The organism is Bifidobacterium sp. AGR2158 (assembly GCF_000424225.1).
Classification (GTDB): domain Bacteria; phylum Actinomycetota; class Actinomycetes; order Actinomycetales; family Bifidobacteriaceae; genus Bifidobacterium; species Bifidobacterium anseris.
Genome location: NZ_AUJM01000011.1, coordinates 352942 through 374617, shown reverse-complemented (window position 1 = coordinate 374617; position 21676 = coordinate 352942). Strand labels below are relative to the sequence as shown.

Here is a 21676-nt window from a genome sequence, read left to right as displayed (position 1 = left end):
ATCGCTGAGCGGAGGCGGGGTGTCTTCGCGACTGCGGCGACGACACGACGAATGGAGGAATATATATGCGGCACAGATCGCGTATCGCAAGCCGGCGGCCGCCGCGGAGGATCGGGTATGCGGCGGCGCTCGCATGCGTGCTGACGCTCGTCGGCGCCGGATGCGGATCGTCGGAGGATGCGTTGCAGCAGCCGACGCCGTCCGCTGTGACGTCGTCCACAGCGTCGTCGCCCACAGAGCCGTCGCCCACAGCGTCGTCGTCTACATCATCGCCGACTGATTCTGACGGCCGCGTCGGATCGGACATGCTGTTCAACGGCGCCGATCATTGGGGCGGCGACGTCGACGTGAGCTGCCCGGCCGGCAAGGATGTGCGCATCATCGTCGTGCGCGGCACGCTCGAGAACGTCGGCGACGGTTCGCTGGGCGAACTCGCGCGCATGATCGACGATCGTCTCGGCGGCCGCGCGGCCATCGACGACCTCGACTATCCGGCTTCTTGGGAGGCGGGCAGCGAAGCGCGCGGCGTCAACATGCTCGTCAAGACGCTCAACGCGCAGGCGCAGGCGTGCCCCGACGTCAAGACGGTGCTGCTCGGCTACTCGCAGGGCGCGATGGTCGTCGGCGACGCGCTGAGCGCACCCGACGTGCGCTTCAACAAGGACGACGGGCAGCGGGTGAGCGCACGCGCGCTCGCGAACATCGCCGCCGTCGAACTGTTCGGCGACCCGCGCTTCGATGGTTCTGCCGATTACGGCACCGGCGACTACGATCGCTCAGTCGACGGCATCCTCGGCGCGCGCGGCGGCGACGATCTGCGCGCGCTGAGCGGCAGAATCATCAGCTATTGCAACGCCGATGATTTCGCGTGTCAGCTCGGCGGACACGGCGACGCGCACGGCCTGTACCGCTCGAATGGCAGCTTCGACGACGCTGCGCAGTACGCCGTCACGAGGATTCATACGGCGCTCGGCGAATGACGTCACTGTGCCACTACGATGGAAATACACACCCGAAATCGAAACATATATTCGAAATCAGGAAATACACAGAACAGTCAGTAGGGAATCCATGGAGGGGACGATGCGATACTGCACACGATGCGGCCAGCCGATTAAGCCGGAGGCCATGTTCTGCGCGAACTGCGGCGCGCCGGTGACGCTCGGCGACGCGACGAACGACGCGACGAGGATGGCCTCGCCGCCGGCTCCAGTGACTCCAGCAGCGCCGGCAGCGACGTCGATGGCGCCATCGGCGGGGGACACGCGCCGCAAGCTCATGATCATGATCGCGGCCGTCATCGTTGTCATCGCACTCGTCGTCGCCGGCATCGTCACCAAGGGATTCGGCGCATGGGGCGAGCGGCAGATCCCGCAGATCGACGCTTCGGCGAAAGCCTCCGACGTGGTCGCCAAACTCGAAAGCAGCGGCATCCATGTGAAGCGCACAAAAGCGTACGGAGTCGCCAAGCAGGGCGATTATCTGCGGCTCGACGGCTATGAGCCGGGCGAACACGTCGGTCGTGACGAGACGGTCACGGTTGTCGAATCGCTCGGCCCGGGCGTGCCTGAAGGCACCGTCGGCATGGACAAGGAAAAAGCCGTCGAACGGGTGCGCGACATGGGCGTCAAAGTCGTGACCGTCGAAGTGCCGTCCACGCAGGACGGCAAGGTCGTCGCGTCGATGCCGGCGGACGGCCAGCCGGTCGTCGAACAGGACGGCGTCAGGCAGATCGCGCTCGCCGTCGGCAGCACCAAACGTTCCGGCATCCCGATGGAGATCGCCGGCATGGACAAGGACAAGGCGCAGCAGCAGCTCGAATCGAAAGGCTACGACGTCACGATGGCGCCGACGATGGCGGATAAGGACATGACCGGCAAGATCGTCTCCGCGGACCCCGACATTGGCGCCGCGAGCGACGGGACGGACGTGACGCTCTACTTCGGCGCAACGCCGAAGGAAGTCAAGCAGGCGATGCTCGTCGACCACGACGAATCGGAAGGCAACGAATACCACGCCTACGACGACCTGAGTATCCTGCTCGGCGACTGGTGCACCGACGATGGCGACTGCATCACGCTCGTCAAGGATCAGCAAGCCTACAGCGGCGACGACTACGTGCGCAGTATGCAGATCGAAGGACGCAGCGACGCGCAGTTCGGCCTGGGCGTATGCCCGTTCGCGCAGAGCATCGGCCTGTGCGACCCGGTCGATTCGCGCAATTCGAAAAGCCTGATGCGTTCGCTCATCGGCGGCGACAGCGGCGCCTTCGAGATCTACGACTCCTTCGCCTACGCGCCGTGGTGCGGCACCCGGCAGATGGGCGGCGCGGGCGCATGGTGCGACCACGGCACGCCGACCTCCGAGTATCCGGGGGACGGGTTTAACAACAGCGGACTCGAATACAAGATGAGCGATTTCCTCGTCGTCGTGCCCGTCGGCGCCGACATCAAGCAGCTCGAGAACTCCGGATACTTCGCGCGCACGAAGGACAACGACGCGAAGGAGCCGGACGCGACGCGGCCCTATCTGCTGATCCGCGACCCCTCGCTCTACGACGAGACGACGGCGAGCGCCGACGGTGCCCATCCGCGCAACCCCTTCGTCTACGACTCGGCTACGCCGGACAAACAACTCGTGCCCTTCGCTCCGGCACCGAGCGAGAAGGTCGCCTACTACAAGGTGCAGCCGGACTCGACATGGCTCGATCAGGACAATCCGGAGACGACGGTCTGTCAGGAAGGCGGCTGCACGTCGCAGACGTCGCAGACGTCGCAGACGAAGTAGGACAGGCGGGCAGGCGGCTCGACCTGTGCAATCAACAGAATCAACAGAATCAACAGAATCAACAGAATCAACAAATTAACTGAAACCACAGCATCAACGAAAAATCCACAAGCTTGAGGAGGGCGAGGATGGAACATGCGATCACCTGTCCGCACTGCCATACGCAGTTCGCGATCGACGAGGACGACTACGCCGACATTCTGCAGCAGGTGCGCGGCGCCGCGATCGACGAGGAGGTCGACAAACGCAGCACGCTCATCAAACAGCAGGCCGACGCCGAACTCAAGCAGGCGAACAGCGAGGCGCAGGCCAAACTCGACGCGCTCAAGACGCAGCTCGACGCACAGGTCACGCAGACGAAAATCGAAAAGGACGCGCGCATCAAGGAACTCGAGATGCAGCTCGAGGCGGCGGCGCGGCAGGCGGCGAGCGAGCGCGAGGCCGAGCTGCTCAAGGCGAAGACGGACTATGAGACGCGCATCGCCAAGCTCAACGCGACGATCGAACAGGCGGACGTGCACAAGCAGCTCGAAGTGCGCGAAGCCGTCGCCGCCGTCGAGAAGGAACGCGACGAGCTCAAACATTCGCTCGAACAGGAGCAGTACAAGAGCGAACTCGACAGGAAATCGATCACCGACACCTACGAATCACGACTGCGCATGGACGACGAACGGCATCGCAAGGAACTCGAGATGCGCGACGAGGAAATCGAACGTCTCAAGGACTTCAAGACGCGGCTGTCGACGAAAATGGTCGGCGAATCGCTCGAACAGCACTGCATGAACGAGTTCAACAAAGCGCGCATGGGCGCGTTCCCGCACGCGTACTTCGACAAGGACAACGACGCGCGCACCGGCAGCAAAGGCGACTTCATCTTCCGTGACTACGACGAGGACGGCGAGGAATACATCTCGATCATGTTCGAGATGAAGAACGAGATGGAGTCGACGACGCTCAAACACAAGAACGCGGACTTCTTCAAGGAACTCGACAAGGACCGCAACGAGAAAGGCTGCGAATACGCGGTGCTCGTCAGCATGCTCGAAGCGGACAACGACTACTACAACACCGGCATCGTCGACGTCTCCTACGCATACGACAAGATGTACGTCATCCGTCCGCAGTTCTTCATTCCGCTGGTCACGCTGCTGCGCAACGCGGCGCGCAAATCGGTCGGGCTGCGGCATGAGGTCGAGCAGATGCGTCGGCAGAACATCGATGTGACGGGTTTCGAGGACAAGCTCAACGACTTCCGCGCGGCCTTCGGCAAGAACGTCGACTCGGCGCTAAACCACTACAACGAGGCGATCAAACGCATCGACAACGCAATCAAGGAACTGCAGAAGATGCGCAACGAGCTCGCCCTCTCCGAACGGCAGCTCGAACGGGCGAACACGAAGGCGCAGGATCTGACGATCCGCAAGCTCACATGGGGCAACCCGACGATGCGGGCGAAGTTCGCCGACGCGCGCAACGCGAAGACGCAGATCGAAGCGCGCGGGCGGCATGTGCGCGGCGGAGACGACGAAGTCGAGGCGCGCGTCGTCGATGATGGTGCGGACGGTGTTGTTGACGCTGTTGCTGACGCTGCCGAAGAGTGATTGCGCGCCGCGTCACACGCGCACATGAACGCGGCAGGGGCGGCGGAAGCGACCTTCGTCGTCGCAGCCGCCGCCCCCGTTGTTCGTCCGCCGTATTCAGCGGCGCAGCGCGTCGTGTGCGTGCTCGATGACGTCCTGCGCGTCGTCGCGCATGTCGCGCATATGCGTCGAGATCGTCTTCACGGCTCTGCGCACGTCGTCGTTCTCGCTGACGAGTTCCGGCATGCGCTTCACGTTGCGCTTGAGCGTCTCGAAATCGCGGCGGAGCTCATGTTCCTCGCGATGTTCGCGGCGGCGCGCAAGCAGCCAGCATACGGCGCCGATGAGTAACACGCCGCACACGACGCCGCAAATGGCGGCGGCGATGTTCACGTTGTGCTTCGACGCGTCGACGTCCGCCTCGTCAGGATCGTCGTCGGGGTCGTGTAGCTCCTCGAGCTCGGCGTCGCTCAGCTCGTCCGGATCCTGCGTCGGATCGGTGGTCGCGGTCTTGTTCGCCATGATTGCCTCTTTCTGTCGTTTTCTGTCGTTCGACGGCACGTGCCGCCATGTCCGTTGTCTCCACGGTACGGTGTCCGTGGCGCGCGCGGGCGCAAGTATTCTTACGGCGGTATTCTTGCGGTTGCGGCGCAAGTCGGCGGCAACGTTCATGACCATGTCCGCGCCGATGCCCATACAGCGGAAGCGGACGTCGCGTTCGGCGTTCGGGTTCGCTAGAGTGGGTCGCATGAACGAAGACTATGGTCAGCACAACGATGCCCAGCAGCCGATGAACTACGCGCAGGGCGCTTATGACAACGCGGCACAGCCGCAGGGACAGCCGGAGTACAGCGCGCCGCAGCAGCCGGCGTACGGTGAACAGCCGGCGTACGGTGAACAGCCGCAGCAGGCGTATCAGGCGCCGCAGCCGCTTCCGCAGGGCGTGTACGGCGCGCAGGGCGGCTATAGCGGCGGCTACAACGCGGGTCCGGCGACGCCGTATCCGGGCGCGCCGCAGTACTACGAGGGAGCCGCCGATCCGGGCGCACGCTGGAGCGCGCTGTGCATCATCGGCTTCATCCTCTCGTTCGTGATGCCGATCGCAGGCCTGATCATCTCGATCATCGCGCTCGTGCGCATCAAGCGTACCGGCGAGAAGAGCCGCGGCATGGCGATCGCCGGCACGATCATCAGCGCCGTCTTCACCGTGCTGTCGATCGTGGGCATCTGCGTGCTCGTGTGGTTCGTCAATGCGATGGACGTCAAGGTCATCGACAACGGTGAACATGTGCAGGTGTGCATCAACGACGAATGCACGACCACCGACGGCTACTACGACGACCACAACGACTTCTCGGACGGCGACGACATCGCGTTCCTCGACGACATGGCCTCGCATCTGCCGGATCCCGACGACTCGACGATCGTCTACGAAGTCGCGATGTGAGCGCCGCGGATCACGGCGTGAGGCCTGCGACATAAGGCGACACGCCGTGATTTGCGCTTTGGGAGCATTTCGGTAATATATACATCTGTTGTCGCGATGAGCTTCTCACCGCGAAGAACACGGCCCCGTAGCTCAGTTGGTTAGAGCGCCGCCCTGTCACGGCGGAGGTCACCGGTTCAAGTCCGGCCGGGGTCGCTTGGTCAGGAAGAGAATTCCTCTTTCTGGTTCAAGGCCGCGTAGCTCAGTTGGTTAGAGCGCCGCCCTGTCACGGCGGAGGTCGCCGGTTCAAGTCCGGTCGTGGTCGCGAAAACTGCAGAACTTCGGTTCTGTGGGATTCATGGCTCTGTAGCTCAGTTGGTAGAGCGAACGACTGAAAATCGTTAGGTCAGCGGATCGACGCCGCTCGGAGCCACCACCGGAAACCCTTCCGCACATCGTGTGGGAGGGTTTCGTCGTTGTTGACCGCCGCGGTTTGCGAACGTGGTTGTGCGCCGGTGGTGCAGCAGCGTTCGCTGAGGTGGTCGTTCGTGAACGTTACAGGGGTGGGAATAGGAAGGACCCGGGGCCGGAGGGTGGCCGCGGGTCCTTTGTTGGAGGGTGTCAGCTGTCAGGGGCTCAGATCGTCAGAGTGACTTGGACCTCCTTGGCGCCGGCGGCGGCGAGCGGGACGATGTCGCCATCGACCTTCTTGCCGTCGACGCTCAGCGAACGCTCTCCGGTGCGCGTCACGTCGATGATGTAGCGTGTGCCGCGCCACGAGCGTTCGATGTGCAGCTCGGTGAATTCGGCGGGCATGTGCGGATCGATTCGCAGGCCGTCGAAGGTCGGGCGCACGCCGAGCAGGTACTGCGAGACATCGACGAAGGTCCACGCGGCGGTACCGGTCAGCCACGAGTTCTTGCCTTCGCCGGGGGCGTGCGACTCCGGTCCGGCGACCATCTGGCAGTACACGTACGGCTCGGTGCGGTGGATCTGCGAGAACTCCTCGGTGTAGGCCGGGCATGTGCGCGTGTAGACGGCGAAGGCCTCGTCGTCGTCGCCGATGATCGCGTTCGCAATCGAGATCCACGGGTTGTTGTGGCAGAAGATGCCGCCGTTCTCCTTGTAGCCTCGCGGATACGAGGAGATCTCGCCGAGTTCGATGCGGTAGGTCGAATAGGCGGGCGCGAGGATCGCCGTGCCCCAACGGCAGGTGAGCAGTTCCTTCGTCGAGGCGAGCGCCTGCGCGGCGCGGCCGTCATCGACGCCGATGCCTGCCATGACGCACATGCCCTGCGGCTCGATGTAGATGCGTCCCTCACTGTCCTCGGCGGTGCCCACCGCGTTGCCGTTCGCGTCGTAGGCGCGGCGGAACCATGCGCCGTCCCAGCCGGCGTCGAGCGTCGCATCGCGCACTTCGGCGACCGCTTTGCGCACGTCGGCGACCTCGGCGCGCACCGCGTCGCCATCCATGCCGCAGGCTTCGCCGAAGCGTTCGAGGATCTGCGCGTACTGCTCACCGTAGAGGACGAACATGCCGGCGATGAACACCGATTCGGCGATGCCGGTGTCGTTGTTCTCGACGGTCTGGAAGCTTTCGCCCGGCGTCGACGAGAAGCAGTTGAGGTTGAGGCAGTCGTTCCAGTCGGCGCGGCCGATGAGCGGCAGGCCGTGCGGGCCGCGATGGCTCATCGTGAAGCGCACCGAGCGGCGCAGATGCTCGAGCAGCGGCTGCTCGGAGCCCTCCTTGTTGTCGAACTGCGCCGGCGTGCGCAGGATTGAGTCGTCGCCGGTCTCGTTGAGGTAGGCGAAGGCGGAGGCCACGAGCCATAGCGGATCGTCGTTGAAGCCGCCGCCGATGTCCGCGTTGCCCTGCTTGGTCAGTGGCTGGTACTGGTGCCATGCCGAGCCATCGGGCAGCTGCGTTGAGGCGATGTCGATGATGCGGTCGCGCGCGCGTTCGGGGATCATGTGCACGAAGCCGAGCAGATCCTGGTTCGAGTCGCGGAAGCCCATGCCGCGTCCCATGCCGGATTCGTAGTACGAGGCGGAACGCGACAGGTTGAACGTGACCATGCACTGGTACTGGTTCCAGATGTTGACCATGCGGTCGAGTTTGTCGTCGCCGGTCCTGACCTGGAATCCGTCGAGCAGCGACGCCCAGTAGCCCTTGAGTTCGTCGAAGGCCACGTCGACCTTCTCGACCGTGTCGAAGCGCGCGAAGAGCTCGTGCGCCGGCTTCTTGTTGATGATGCCGACCTTCGCCGGATCGTTCGGATCCTCCCATTTCTCGTCGTCGGCGACCTCGATGTAGCCGAGCATGAACACGAGCGACGTGCTCTGGCCGGGCATGAGGCGCACGCGCACGCGCGGCGCGGCAATCGGCGACCATCCGTAGGCGACCGAGTCGTGGGCGCGGCCTTCGGCGATGACCTGCGGCGAGTCCCATCCGTTGAACTTGCCGAGGAATTCGTCGCGCACCGTGTCGTAGCCGACCGTCGGCTCGTTGACCGAGTAGAACGCGTAGTGGTTGCGGCGTTCCTTGAATTCGGTCTTGTGGTAGATGAGCGTGGCGTCGTCGTTCTGCTCGATTTCGACTTCGCCCGTCGACAGGTTGCGCTGGAAGTTGCTCGCGTCGTCGACGGCGTTCCACAGGCACCATTCGACGCACGCGGTCACGTCGACGATCCGTTCGGCGTCGTTTGTGTTCGTCAGCGTGATCTTGTTGATTTCGGCCGGCGTGTGCAGCGGGACGAAGGCGGTCAGCTCGGAGTCGATGCCGGCGTAGGAGGCGCGGAAGATGCTGTAGCCCATGCCGTGGCGGCATTCGTAGGAGTCGAGCGGCGTCTTGAGCGGCAGGAAGGTCGGCGACCAGCTGGCGACCGGCTTGAGCGCGGCGTCGTCCATCGGGTCGGCGGCGCCGTCAGTCGGCTCCATCAGCGTCAGGTAGAAGCTGCGCGCGCCTTCGTCGGCGGGGACGCCGTTGTAGCGGTAGCGCGTGATGCGGCGCAGTTTCGCGTCCTTGTAGAACGAGTATCCGCCCGCCGTGTTCGAGATGAGCGAGAAGAAGTCCTCGTTGCCGAGGTAGTTGATCCAGGGGAGCGGCGTCGCCGGGGTCTCGATCACGTATTCCCTGCGTGCGTCGTCGAAGTGGCCGTATTGCACCGTGTCCGGTCCTTTCTGGTGTGCGTGCGCGTCACGGTGGCGACGGCGACGCTGCCGACTTTGTCATAACCCGTTCACCGAGTTAGTTTATTGATAAAACTATATATAGTACGATGGTAGAACAAAATCGGGGGCGCCGTGGATTCGGTGTGTCGTGCGGCGATCACGCAGCGATCATGGAGTCGTGTATTGACGATCACGAGGTCGTGCATCGGCGATTGCGGCGTCGTGCACGGGCGACTTATGCGAGCAGCCCCCGCCGGCTGATGCGGCGGAGGCTGCTGGGATGTCGGCGCGGGCATGCCCGCGGATGATGACGAAGAAGAACGATGACGACGACGAGGGGCGGCTTATGCTTCCTTCGCGTCGGACGTCGCGCTCGCGGAGGCGTCGGAACCCTGATCGCTCGTCGCCGGCGGTATCGCCGGGCCGTTGGTCGCCACGGCGGCTTCGGCGGCATCGATCGCGGTGCGCTCGGCGTCGGCGGCGCCGTCGCACGCGTCTTCGGCCGCGGCCGCCGGCGTCTCCGCCGTCAGGCCGTCGGCCACCTTGACGTCGTCGAAATCGATGTCGTCGGTGACGACGTCGACGCCGGGGATGTCGGTCGGTTCCTCCTCGACGAGTTCGTCGATGCCGGGCAGATCGGCGAGCGAATCGCCTTCCTCGCGCGCGAGCTTCGCCTGCTCGCGGAACCAGATGCGCAGCGCCGGGTTGATGTCCCTCGATTCAAGGTACTGCTGGTAGACGGGGAACAGCGCGTGCAGCCACGGATACATCAGATACAGCGTGCGTTCGGACTTGCGCTTGCGCCAATGCTGCGGATGCGCCTCGAAGGTGTTCTTGAAGCGCTTCATGTAGTTGCGGAACGACTTGAACGACGTGTCCATGCGTCGCGCCGAGATGCCGCAGATCATGCGCTCCGAATAGACGGTCTTGAAGCCGCGGCCGAGCAGATGCAGCGAGACGTCGATGTCCTCGTGCATGACGTCCTCGCGATCGCGGCACACCTCGTCGGCGATCGCGTGCCACGCGCTCGCGCGCAGCGCCATGTTCGAACCGAATAGCAGCACCTTGCCGCCGTCGGCGCGGAAGGTGTGGCGGCGCACGCTGTCGTCGCCGCGCAGTGCGATCCTGCGCGCCGGCATGTCGTAGTAGGTGACCGGTCCGGTCGCGCCCATCGCGTCCCTGTCCTCGGTGAAGATCCCGGAGACGACCTCGACCCAGTCCGGCTTGAGCATGCAGTCGGCGTCGACGCGGCCGAGCACGTCGCCTGTCGCGGCGTTGAGTCCGAAGTTGCGCGTCGGGATGAGTCCCTGCTCCTCGTCCTGATGCAGCAGCTTGACCGGCGCCTGCGGATGTTCGCGCATGTAGCGCTCGACGACGGCCACCGTGTCGTCGGTCGAGCGGTTGTCGACGACGATGACCTCATGCGGCGTCACCGTCTGGCGCAACGCGTTGTCCAGACAGTCGGTGATGCGGTCCTGCTCGTTCCACGCCGGGATGATGATCGATACTTTCAGCATGGTTCTAAGGATATGTGCGCGACCGTACAGTGCCTGCAGGCTTCCTGTAAGCTTCCTGCAAACCGTCTGCGTCCGCGCACATCGCACATGCGGATCACGCAATCGCATCGGGAAACGCACGGTGGCGGGCGTGGGGATTTCGCCCCGCGCCTGTGCTTTAATGATGGGCATGAGCGAGCCACAGACCGAAGATCCACAGACGACGGCCGGTGAGGCCGGCGCGAAGAGCACGGGCCGAACCGAGGGGGAGGGGCGCAAGCGCAAGATCGACGTCGCGTCGCTGTTCCCGGCGAAGGGCGACCCGAGGCGTCCTCCCGAATGGTACGGGCGTGCGCTGCTGTACACGGCGATCGCCGTCTTCATCGCCTGGTTCGCGTATTCGTCGTGGTTCAAGATCACTTACATCGTCTTCGACATCGTCATCGCGCTGTTCCTCGCGCTCGCCGTCGAGCCGCTCATCCTGCGCCTCATCAGGCATGGCTGGCGTCGCGGCGTCGCGGCCGTGACGTGCCTCGTCGGCCTCATCGTCATCGTCATCACGCTGCTCGCGCTGTTCGGCAACATGTTCGTCCAGCAGATGATCTCGATGGTCAAGGGATTCCCCGACCTGTACAACCAGCTCGCCGCGTTCATTAGCGAGAAGACCGATTTCAAGATCCCCGAGATGAACGACCTCGGCGGCGAGATCATCAAGAACATCCATGGCAACTGGGTCACGGATTTCGCGGGACAGGCCTTCAGCACGACGCTCGGCGTCTTCACGAACCTGCTCAACTTCATCACGGCGCTCATGGTCGCCTTCTACATCGCGATCGCAGGTCCCCGTCTGCGCCGCAGCCTGTGCAAGTGGATCGCGCCCAGCTCGCAGCGCCGTTTCCTGATGACGTGGACCGTCGTGCAGGAGCAGATCTCCGGATTCCTGTTCTCGCGTTCGATCCTCGCCGCGATCAACGCTGCGTGCATGTCGGTGTTCCTCGTCATCATCAAGGTGCCGTACTGGCTGCCGCTCGCGCTGTTCTGCGGCATCGTCTCCCAGTTCATCCCGACGATCGGCACCTACCTGGGCGGCGCGCTGCCGGTGATGTTCGCGTGGGGCGAGCGCGGCATCGGCTACGCGATCGGCGTCGTCGTGTTCATCACGATCTACCAGCAGATCGAGAACCTGCTGCTGTCGCCGAAGATCTCGGAACGCACGATGGATCTCAACCCGTGCATCGCGTTCCTGTCGGTGCTGTTCTTCGGCTCGATCTTCGGCGCGCTCGGCGCGTTCCTCGCGCTGCCGATCACGGCGAGCATCCAGGTGCTGCTCAAGGTCTCGATGAAGCAGTATCCACTCGTCGACGTGCCGCTGATGAACGATCCGACGACGAAGAAGAAATCGAAGATGGTCGAGGCGGCCGATGCGATCAACGAGCACGTGTTCAAGCCGATGGGCGAGCATATGCCGGGGCCGCGTCAGGCGAAGGGATCGTCGGCGCACGTCTCCTTCGACGACGACGCGATCGCGCAGCTGCGCGAGGCCGCCTACGGCGACTCCGCCGCGCATGTCACCGCCGACTCGCCGACCGTCGCGATCCCCAAGCGCATCCTCGACTCCGACCACCACCGCGGACTCAAGGGACTCGACGAACCCCACACGGACACTGCGACGGCGTCTGCGACGAAGTCCGCGGACGGCGCAACCGGCGAGGACGCCGGCGCTTCGCCCGCAGCCGACACCGCCCCAACGCCGCGGCCGGTAGAATCAGAAGGCGGCAAGCAAGACAACAACAAGAAGAGACGTTCCGAGTCCAAGGGCCCGGACAACCCAAGGAGTCATTGGCGCTGATGGTGCTGCTCAACGTTCTGGACATCCTGCTCGTCGTCGTCGGCGGCGTCGGCATGATCTATCAGGGTGTGTGCATCCTGATCTCGCTGTTCGCCAAGCCGATCACGTTCCCGGACGCGCCGATGGACAAGCGCTATGCCGTCCTCGTCTCCGCGCGCAACGAGCGCGCCGTCATCGGCAACCTCATCCGCGACATCCAGACGCAGACGTATCCGTCGTCGCTCCTCGACATCTGGCTCGTCGCCGACAACTGCACCGACGACACGGCGCAGATCGCGCGCGACCTTGGCTGCAACGTCGTTGAACGCTTCGACCAGAGCAAGATCGGCAAAGGCTACGCGCTGACCTACCTGCTCGACACGATGATCGACGAGCATACCGCCGACCGCTACGACGCATTCTTCGTCTTCGACGCCGACAACCGCCTCGACGAGCACTACTTCGAGGAGATGAACAAGGGCTTCCAGTCCGGCTTCCGCATCCTGACGAGCTACCGCAACTCGGTCAACCTCTCCGACAACTGGGTCTCGTCGGGTTCGGCGCTGTGGTTCATCCGTGAGTCGAGATTCGTCAGCGCCTCGCGCATGTGGCTCGGCAACAGCTGCCACGTCGGCGGCACCGGCTTCATGTTCTCGCAGGGCGTCATGCGCCGCAACAAGGGATGGAAGTTCCATCTGCTCACCGAGGACCTCGAGTTCACGATGGATTCGGTGCTGCATGGCGACCGCATCGGCTACGTGGGTTCGGCGATCCTCTACGACGAGCAGCCGATCACCTTCGCGCAGAGCTGGCGTCAGCGTCTGCGCTGGAGCAAGGGCTTCCTGCAGGTCTTCCGCTACTACGGGCCGGCGCTCATCCGCCGCGCGATCCGCGAGCGCGATTTCTCGTGCATCGATTTCACGCTGCTGCTGTGCCCGTTCATGCTGCTTGCGATGATCCGCATCGCGCTTGGCGCGATTTACGCCGCCTTCGGCTTCGTCTCGTGGCCGAGCCAGCTTGGTTCGCTGTTCAACTGGATGAACGGCATCGTCTGGTCGCTGCTGTTCATGATGGCGCTCGCCGCGCTGACGATCGTCGTTGAACGCCGCAGGATCGGCGCGACGAACAAGGAGCTGTTCGCCTATGTGCTCAGCTTCCCGATCTACATGCTCAGCTATGTGCCGATCTCGTTCCAGGCCGTCTTCTCGAAGGCGCAGTGGAAGCCGATCGAGCACAAGGGCGGCACGCCGGACAACGAGGAGCTCGAGCAGGAGGAGGCGGCGGACAGGGAGACCGCCGAGCACAGCGCCGTCCAACAGGCGTCGTAGCGGACCGATCGTGCGGCCGCCGTCCACGGGCTGAGACGGCTTTTCGGCCATGACGACGTGTGCAATAGTGTGGCAGGCATGAGTGTAGCTTCCCCGATGCCGGCGCCCAACGCGCCTGATCCGCGACTGTTCGCCACCGATCCGCATATGGCCGTCTCGATGCGTGGCCTGTTCAAACGCTTCGACGACAAGGTGGCCGTTGACGGCTTGTCGCTCGACATCCCGGTCGGCTCGTTCTACGGCCTCGTCGGCCCCAACGGCGCCGGCAAGACGACGACGATCAACATGTTCACCGGCATGCTCGTGCCGGACTCCGGCACGGCGACGATCCTCGGCCACGACGTGTGGGCGGACACGGCGCGCGCCAAGCGGCTCATCGGCCTGATGCCGCAGCCCGACCAGATCTTCACGACGCTCACCGGCATGCAGCTGCTCGTCTACGCCGGCATGCTGCGCGGCATGGGCCGCGCCGAAGCGTCGCGCCGCGGCGCCGACCTGCTCGCCGCCTTCGATCTGATCGACTCGGCGAACGTCATGGTGCGCGACTATTCGGCCGGCATGACGAAGAAGATCTGTCTGGCGACGGCGATGATCCACAGTCCGCGTATCCTCGTGCTCGACGAGCCCTTCGAGGCCGTCGACCCGATTTCGAGCGCGAACATCAAGGACATCCTGCTCGAATACGTCGCGACCGGTGGCACCGTCATCATCTCGTCGCATGTCATGGCGCTCGTCGAACGCATGTGCACGCACGTCGCCGTCATCAATCGCGGACGCGTCGTCGCCGCCGGCACCGTCGACGCCGTCGCGGCCGGCGAGGACCTCGAGGAGCGCTTCCTGCAGCTCGTCGGCGGCCGCCACGGTGCCGCGCATATCGCATGGCTCGACGGCGGCGAGAACGGCGAAAGCGGCGTCACCGATGCCGAGGCCGCCGCGACCGTCGCCGCTACAAACGTTGTCAACGAAGGTGGCGCGCGATGAGCGGCGCGACGACGGAAACAACGTCCGCATCATCGATGTCGATGCAGCCGGCGCCCGCGCCGATGACGCAGCCGTCGGTCGGCACCTTCGTGCGGCTGCGCTGGACGATCACCTTCGCGACGTTGAAACGCTCCGCATGGCAGCTCGTCGCCTTCGTCGTCACATTGATCGTCGCCGCTAGCTGCATCGTCGGCGCGCTCATCGGCGGCATCGCGCTCGGCGCGCAGTCCGACCCGCTCGTCGGCGTCGTGCTGCGCATCGCGATGCCGATCGCCGGCGCCTTCGCGATCCTGCTCGCCGTCATCATCCAGCTGATGATCGTCGGCGAGAACTCGACGATGACGCCGGACAACTTCGCGATCTACGGCATCACGGACCGCAGATTGACGACAGGCCTCGTCGTCGCCGGCGTTGCCGGACCGACCGGCATCACCTTCCTGCTGTGTCTGCTCGCGTTCACGCCCGCGTATGCCCATTTCGGCGCCGCGTCCGTCCTGACCGCCGTCGTCGCCGCCTTCGCCGTCATCGTCACGGCGATGCTGTGCTCGAAGGCGCTGCTCTCGCTCTTCGGCGTCCTCGTGCGTTCGCAGGCCGGCAAGAACATCTTCTACATCGTCCTGATGGTCATCGTCATCCTGCTTGCCGAAGCGCCGAGCATGACGATGGCCTCCCTCGACACGGCGGGCGCGGCGATCGACGTGCGTCATTTGGTGCGCGCGTCCACGGTGATCGGCTGGACGCCGCTCGGCGCGCCGTTCATGCTGCCCTTCGACGCCGCCGACGGCGCATGGGGCGTCTTCGCCGCCCACCTGCTCATCGTCGTCGCCACCTGCGCCGTGTGCTGGTGGCTGACGATGTGGTGCCTGCGCTACGCGCGCACGCACAACGCCGCCGTCTCCGGAGGCAAGGCGGAGAAGGGCCTCGGCATGTTCACACGGATGCCCGATTCGCCGTCCGGCGCCGTGACCGCGCGCCTGCTGTGCATGCTGCGGCGCGACCCGCGCCAGTCGGTCATGTTCATCATGCCGCTGCTCATCGTCTTCATCTTCGCGTTCATGGGACGTCAGATCGGCGACTGGTACGTGTGGACCGGCATGGTCGTCAGCTGCATGATGTTCGCGATCGCCGAGGCGAACGGCCTGGGCTACGACGGCCGCGGCTTCGCGATGGAGGTCATCTGCGGCGTGCGCGCGATTGATGACCGGCGCGGCCGTGCACGCGCGTATGTGCTCGTCGCGACGGTGAGCATCGTCGTGCTCTTCATCATCTCGATGGTCTGCTCCGGCTTCTGGCGCACGCCCGTTGGCTGGCTGCAGGGACTGACGATCGGCGTGTGCGGATGGTCGTGGACGCTCGCGACGATCGGCGTGGCCGAGGCGATGAACCCGGTCTTCATGTATCCGACGCCGTCGCTCGAGAAGCCGTTCAGCACGCCGCAGGGCCGCGGCGCGGCGCAGATGTTCATCCCGCTGCTGCAGATGCTGCTCTTCGTGGCCGTCATGATCCCGACGATCGCCGTCATCGCCGGCATCGGCTTCGGCGGCGTGTTCGACCAGTGGTATCCGGTCCTCATCCCCATCGCGCTCGCCAACGGCGTAGGGGTCCTGTGGCTTGGTACATGGCTGGGCGCTAAGCTGTTGGAGCGCCGCAAGCTCAAGGTCCTTGACACCTTGGACGGTTTCGCGGCGCTCCAGCAGTGATCTTCGCGGCCCCGACAGGCCGCGGCCGGCGAGGGGAGGCACGCGGTGCGCGACGGGACGATGAATCCGCACACGGACGGCGACGCGATGCAGGACGACGGCACGCCGACGGTTGAACAGAGCGCCGATCAAACAGCCGAACAGGCGCGCCGATGGCGTCATCTGCGCGCGCGCCGCGTCGTCCTCGTCGTCGTCGCCGCGCTCGCCTCGGTCGCGCTCGCCGTCGGTTACGTGTTCGCCGACGGGCTCGGCGTCATTCCCGGCGCACTGACGTTCTCGTCGGTCGTCGACTGTCCGCCGGCGGCGCTGCGTTCGGCGCGCGTCGGGGCGACGCTCGTCGCCGACGCCGACCTGACGCGCACCATCGACAAGAACAAGGCGGCCGCGGCAATCGACACGCTCATCCACACGAAAGGCGTCGGCAACGAAGTCTCAGTGCTCGTATTGCAGCCGGACGGCACGACGGCGGCCGCGAGCGCGCAGGACACGGCGCGCGAGCCGGCGTCGACGATGAAGACGCTGACGGCGCTCGCGGCGGCATCGACGCTCGACATGGGCTCGACGTTCACGACTTCCACCCATCTCGTGCACGAACAGGACGGCGCGGACACGCTGATCCTGCAGGGCGGCGGCGACATGCTGCTCGGTGCCGGCGCAAGCGACCCGCGTCACGTCAACGGCCGCGCGGGACTCGGCACACTCGCCGAGCGCACGGCGTCCGCGCTGGGCAAACGCGGCGTCACGAAGGTGCGCCTCGCGTGGGACGACACGATGTTCGGCGATGAACGCTCACCCAAACGCATCGCCGAGAACAACGGCGACCATCTGTACTACACGCCCGTCTCGTCGATGGCCGTCGACGGCGGCCGCCAGCGCGCCGACGCGGGCGCCGACCCCGATCGATTCTCCGACTATCCGCCGCTGTCGCAGACGACGGCGGCCGACGCGGCCGCCATCTTCGCCACGCGCCTTACCGAACACGGCGTCGACGTGACGAACGCGGACGCGCTGCAGCAGATGCGCACGCCCGAGGGACGCACACCGCTCGCGTCGGTCGAATCGGCGACGCTGAGCGCCGTTATGCGCTTCATGCTCCAGCATTCCGACAACACGCTCGCCGAACAGTTCGGTCGGCTGCTCGCGCTGCATATGAAGACCGGCAACTCGCCCGAAGCGGCAGTCAAGGCCGTGCGCACGCGGCTCGAGGCGCTCGGCGTGCCGCTCGACGGCCTCGTCATGGCCGACTGTTCGGGACTGTCTCCGGGTTCACGGCTGACGGTGACGACGCTCGCCGACGTGCAGCTGCGCAACATCGAGGTCGGCGTCGCGCCGGCGGCCGCCGAAGGACTGTCCGTGCCCGGCCTCGTCGGCACCGCCGCGAGCCGCCTCGCCGACGACGCCGCGGCAGGCCTGATGCGCGTCAAGACCGGCAGTCTCGGCACCGTCACGTCGATGACCGGCAACGTCTCGCGCAAGGACGGCGGCGTCGCCGTGTTCTCGGTCATCGTCAACAATCCGTCCGACATGGCCGTCGCGCGCGACGCGATCGACGAGTTCGTCGCCACGCTCACGGAGTTGTGATGGTGTATTCGGCCGCGATGAAACAGGCGATCGGCGCCGTACGCGCCGTGCTCGCCGCACAGGGCGTCACGATGCAGGATGCGCGCTTCGCCCGCCACGGCGAACACAAACCGGACGCCGACGCGCCGCTCATCCTCGTCGCCTGCTCGGGCGGCCGCGATTCGCTCGCGCTCGCCGCCGTGGCTGCGACGGTGTGCGCCGCGTGGGGCGTGCGCGCCGGCGCCGTCATCGTCGACCACCATATGCAGACCGGTTCCGCCGACGTCGCCGCGCTCGCCGCCGAACAATGCACGGCGCTCGGGCTCGACCCGGTCGTCGTGCGCGACGTGCACGTTTCCGACGAACACGGCGACGGCGCCGAGGCGGCCGCACGCGACGCGCGCTACGCGGCGCTCGTCGACGAGGCGCGCACGCTCGGCGCCGCCGTCGTCCTGCTCGCGCACACGAAGGACGATCAGGCCGAGACGGTGCTCATCGACCTCATCCGTTCGGCAGGCCTCGACGCCATCGCCGGCATGCCGGCCACACAGTCCATTGACGGCGTATACTTCGCGCGGCCGCTGCTCGGCGTCGCGCGCGCCGACACGACGCGCATCTGCGAGGACCTCGCGCTCAAGTGGTGGGACGATCCGACGAACGGCGACGGCGTGCCCGCCGACGAGCCGCTGCCGCAATGCTTCCCGCTGCGTTCACGCGTGCGGCACACGCTGCTGCCGCGCCTGAGCGCCTTCGCCGGCCGCGATATGACGACGATGCTCGCCGACGGCGCCACGCTCGCACGGCGCGATGTCGAACTGCTCGAACGATTGACCGACGACGTCTTCGCGCGCACCGTACGCATCGAGGACGACGAGGAGGGCGGCAGGCGCGCGTTCATCGACGCTCGCGCGCTCGCCGGGCAGGACGCGGCGCTGCGCTTCCGCGTCGTCGCGCGCGCGCTCGCGATCTGCGCGCCGGGCAGCGGCAGACGCCATGTCGACGCCGTCGAGGCCCTCGTCTCGCATTGGCACGGGCAACAGGCCGTGCGACTTCCCAGAAAACGCACAGCTAATCGTCAGAAACACGTCATTGAGGTGTGCCAAGATGTAACGCATGCAAATCGTCGACATAGAGCATGAAATCGATCATGAGCTGCTGAGCCATGCGCAGATCATGGGGAAGATCAATGAAGTGGCCGCACAGGCGAGCGAGGACTACCGCGGGCGCACGCCGCTGCTCGTGTGCGTGCTCAAAGGCGCGGCGACGACGATGGTCGCGTTCTCGCAGGCGATGTCGATCCCGCTCGAGACGGACTACATGAGCCTGTCGAGCTACGGATCGGGCACTGTGAGCAGCGGCGTCGTCACCGTGCGTCAGGACCTGTCGACCGACGTGCGCGGACGCGACGTGCTCATCGTCGAGGATATCATCGATTCGGGGGTCACGCTCAAATGGCTCGTCGCCGAACTCGAACGCAGGGGAGCCGCCTCGGTCGAGATTTTCGCGCTGCTGGAGAAACCGGCACGCCATCAGGTGCAGTTGGATGTGAAATACAAGGGATTCGTGATCCCGGACGAGTTCGTCGTCGGCTTCGGACTCGACTATGACGAGCGCTACAGGAACCTCGATTCGATCGCGGTGTTGAAGCCGGAAGTATACGAAGGAGAGCAGGCATGAGCATCCCGCAGGGGCCGCAGCAGCCACGCGGCAACCGCAACGGGTCGCCGGGCAACCGCCCGAACCCGTTCAACCCGTCCGATCCGAACGGCCCGGGCGACGGCAACCAGAACGGCAGGAGGAGCGCATGGCGCTCGCCGTGGTTCTGGGGCACGATTGTCGCGCTGATCGCGCTCGTCATTGTCTTCTTCTCGATGAACGGCGGCGCGAAGACGATCACGACCGAGCAGGGCCTGTCGATCCTCAAGAGCAACGCGTCGAACATCACGAACGCGACGATCGTCGACAACCAGAACCTCGTCGAGCTCAAGCTCAAGGACGCCTATTCGGGCAAGGATCCGGATTCGGGCAACGACCGCAACTACGGCACCGACGTGCAGTTCTACTTCGCGAGCGCGCAGGACGCCGACATCGTCAAGGCCGTCGAGGACGCCAAACCGGCGAACGGCTGGACGGCGACGATCAAGACGCAGGGCGCGCTGACCTACATGCTCACGTCGATGCTGCCGATCCTGATCATCCTCGGCTTCGGCTGGTTCCTGATGAGCCGCATGAGCAGCACGAGCGGCATGCTCGGCATGGGCGGCAAGAAGAACGCCGGCAAGCTCGCCGACGGCCAGATTCCGAAGACGAAGTTCTCGGACGTGGCCGGCGAGGAGGCCGCCGTCCAGGAGGTCGAGGAGATCAAGGACTTCCTCAAGGATCCGGCGAAGTACAAGGCGCTCGGCGCGCGCATCCCGCGCGGCGTGCTGCTCTACGGCCCTCCGGGCACCGGCAAGACGCTGTTGGCGCGCGCGATCGCAGGCGAGGCGGGCGTCCCGTTCTATTCGATGGCCGGTTCCGACTTCGTCGAGATGTTCGTCGGTCTCGGCGCCTCGCGCGTGCGCGACCTGTTCGACGAGGCGAAGAAGAACGCCCCGGCGATCATCTTCATCGACGAGATCGACGCCGTCGGCCGCAAGCGCGGCTCCGGCATGGGCGGCGGACACGACGAGCGAGAGCAGACGCTCAACCAGCTGCTCGTCGAGATGGACGGCTTCGACAACGACACGAATCTGATCATCATCGCCGCAACGAACCGCCCGGACGTGCTCGACCCGGCGCTGCTGCGCCCGGGCCGATTCGACCGTCAGGTGGCCGTCGAGGCGCCGGACCTCGAAGGCCGCGAGGAGATTCTCAAGGTGCATGCGAAGGGCAAGCCCTTCGTGCCGGATATCGACCTGCACGCGATCGCCGTGCGCACGCCGGGCTTCACCGGCGCCGATCTGGCGAACGTGCTCAACGAGGCCGCGCTGCTGTGTGCGCGCGTCGGCGCCCAGCTGATCGACAACCGTGCGATCGACGAGGCAATCGACCGCGTGATGAGCGGCCCGCGCCGCCGTACGCGCGGCATGGCGCTCGACGAGCTGCGCAACACCGCCTACCATGAGGGCGGCCATGCGCTCGTCGCCGCCGCGCTGCACAACACTGATCCGGTCACCAAGGTCACGATCCTGCCGCGAGGCCGCGCACTCGGCTATACGGCCGTCATGCCGACCGAGGACCGCTATTCGCAGTCGCGCAACGAGCTGCTCGACCAGATGGCCTACGCGATGGGCGGCCGCACCGCCGAGGAGATCGTCTTCCACGATCCGACGACCGGCGCGTCGAACGACATCGAGAAGGCGACGAGCATCGCCCGCCACATGGTCGGCGAATACGGCCTGTCCTCGCAGCTCGGTGCCGTCAAGTGGATTGACTCTGACGACGATCAGGGCCTTGACGGCCTGCGTCCGCGCAACTATTCGAACGCGACGGCCGAGATGATCGACGAGCAGGTGCTCGACCTCATCGAGACCGCGCATCAGGAGGCGTGGCAGATCCTCACCGACAACCGCGAGATCCTCGACGAACTCGTGCGTCGCCTGCTCGTCAAGCAGACGCTCAACGAGAAGGAGCTCAAGGAGGTCTTCGCCGACATCAAGATGGCGCCGGAACGTCCGGTGTGGCTCAGCAGCCCGAACCGTCCCGATTCGGATGTGCCGCCGGTGCCGATTCCCGAGTCGCTCAAGGAATCGGCGGGCATCCCGCAGCAGCAGTTCTGACGGGATCCGACGAGTCGGTCATTCAACAGGCCCGGCGCCGCAAAGCCCGGGCCTGTCC

The 21676-nt window shown here is 65.4% G+C and carries 14 protein-coding genes, 3 tRNA genes and 1 pseudogene; 15 read left to right on the top strand and 3 right to left on the bottom strand.

From position 1 onward, the window contains the following. Positions 1 to 65 precede the first annotated feature (65 nt). The 3 genes from G606_RS10635 (at position 66) to G606_RS09515 (ending at position 4388) form a co-directional block, all read left to right on the top strand. The gene (locus G606_RS10635; RefSeq protein ID WP_051198337.1) at positions 66 to 980 is read left to right on the top strand and encodes a cutinase family protein; all 915 of its coding nucleotides are present in this window, start codon (positions 66 to 68) and stop codon (positions 978 to 980) included. A gap of 103 nt (positions 981 to 1083) precedes the next feature. Further along, a complete protein-coding gene (locus tag G606_RS0101940) occupies positions 1084 to 2787 on the top strand; it encodes a PASTA domain-containing protein (RefSeq protein ID WP_196799985.1) in 1704 nt (567 codons plus the stop codon). Between the two features lie 128 nt (positions 2788 to 2915). Further along, entirely contained in the window at positions 2916 to 4388 is a 1473-nt protein-coding gene (locus G606_RS09515; RefSeq protein WP_081663877.1) for a DUF2130 domain-containing protein, read from the top strand. Positions 4389 to 4484: 96 nt separating this feature from the next. Here the strand turns inward: G606_RS09515 and G606_RS0101930 are convergent, their stop codons facing one another. After that, complete coding sequence (locus G606_RS0101930) at positions 4485 to 4889, bottom strand: hypothetical protein (protein WP_026644575.1); 405 nt, start codon at positions 4887 to 4889, stop codon at positions 4485 to 4487. A 226-nt stretch (positions 4890 to 5115) separates the two neighbouring features. On the opposite strand from G606_RS0101930, the gene G606_RS10630 reads away from it, so the two are divergent. The 4 genes from G606_RS10630 (at position 5116) to G606_RS0101910 (ending at position 6229) form a co-directional block, all read left to right on the top strand. Next, complete coding sequence (locus tag G606_RS10630) at positions 5116 to 5814, top strand: DUF4190 domain-containing protein (protein WP_101671542.1); 699 nt, start codon at positions 5116 to 5118, stop codon at positions 5812 to 5814. Between the two features lie 121 nt (positions 5815 to 5935). Further along, positions 5936 to 6009, top strand: a tRNA-Asp gene (locus G606_RS0101920). A 35-nt stretch (positions 6010 to 6044) separates the two neighbouring features. Beyond that, positions 6045 to 6118 (top strand) — tRNA-Asp (locus G606_RS0101915). 35 nt (positions 6119 to 6153) lie between these two features. Beyond that, positions 6154 to 6229 (top strand) — tRNA-Phe (locus G606_RS0101910). Between the two features lie 200 nt (positions 6230 to 6429). Here the strand turns inward: G606_RS0101910 and G606_RS0101905 are convergent. Together G606_RS0101905 and G606_RS09505 are read right to left on the bottom strand one after the other, a co-directional pair. Next, positions 6430 to 8958, bottom strand: coding sequence for a GH36-type glycosyl hydrolase domain-containing protein (locus G606_RS0101905; protein ID WP_026644574.1), 2529 nt, complete (start codon positions 8956 to 8958; stop codon positions 6430 to 6432). 623 nt (positions 8959 to 9581) lie between these two features. Then, positions 9582 to 10481: pseudogene (locus G606_RS09505) on the bottom strand (glycosyltransferase); the annotation flags it as partial. Between the two features lie 169 nt (positions 10482 to 10650). On the opposite strand from G606_RS09505, the gene G606_RS0101895 reads away from it, so the two are divergent. From G606_RS0101895 to ftsH, 8 genes are all read left to right on the top strand, one after another. Then, entirely contained in the window at positions 10651 to 12309 is a 1659-nt protein-coding gene (locus tag G606_RS0101895) for an AI-2E family transporter (protein WP_026644573.1), read from the top strand. Continuing rightward, a complete protein-coding gene (locus G606_RS09500; RefSeq protein WP_051198332.1) occupies positions 12309 to 13616 on the top strand; it encodes a glycosyltransferase family 2 protein in 1308 nt (435 codons plus the stop codon). The genes G606_RS0101895 and G606_RS09500 overlap by 1 nt, the downstream gene beginning before the upstream one ends. Positions 13617 to 13712: 96 nt before the next feature. Next, a complete protein-coding gene (locus G606_RS09495; RefSeq protein ID WP_231371388.1) occupies positions 13713 to 14597 on the top strand; it encodes an ABC transporter ATP-binding protein in 885 nt (294 codons plus the stop codon). Next, on the top strand, positions 14594 to 16297 hold the full coding sequence (locus tag G606_RS0101880) for a hypothetical protein (protein WP_051198330.1): 1704 nt from the start codon (positions 14594 to 14596) through the stop codon (positions 16295 to 16297). Before G606_RS09495 ends, G606_RS0101880 begins: the two co-directional genes overlap by 4 nt. A gap of 87 nt (positions 16298 to 16384) precedes the next feature. After that, a complete protein-coding gene (locus tag G606_RS0101875; protein WP_051198417.1) occupies positions 16385 to 17878 on the top strand; it encodes a D-alanyl-D-alanine carboxypeptidase in 1494 nt (497 codons plus the stop codon). Further along, a complete protein-coding gene (tilS, locus tag G606_RS0101870) occupies positions 17878 to 18996 on the top strand; it encodes a tRNA lysidine(34) synthetase TilS (protein WP_026644570.1) in 1119 nt (372 codons plus the stop codon). The genes G606_RS0101875 and tilS overlap by 1 nt, the downstream gene beginning before the upstream one ends. After that, positions 18971 to 19534, top strand: a complete 564-nt coding sequence (gene hpt, locus G606_RS0101865; protein ID WP_026644569.1) for a hypoxanthine phosphoribosyltransferase — start codon at positions 18971 to 18973, stop codon at positions 19532 to 19534. The genes tilS and hpt overlap by 26 nt, the downstream gene beginning before the upstream one ends. Then, complete coding sequence (gene ftsH / locus G606_RS0101860) at positions 19531 to 21618, top strand: ATP-dependent zinc metalloprotease FtsH (RefSeq protein ID WP_026644568.1); 2088 nt, start codon at positions 19531 to 19533, stop codon at positions 21616 to 21618. The genes hpt and ftsH overlap by 4 nt, the downstream gene beginning before the upstream one ends. Positions 21619 to 21676: the final 58 nt, after the last annotated feature.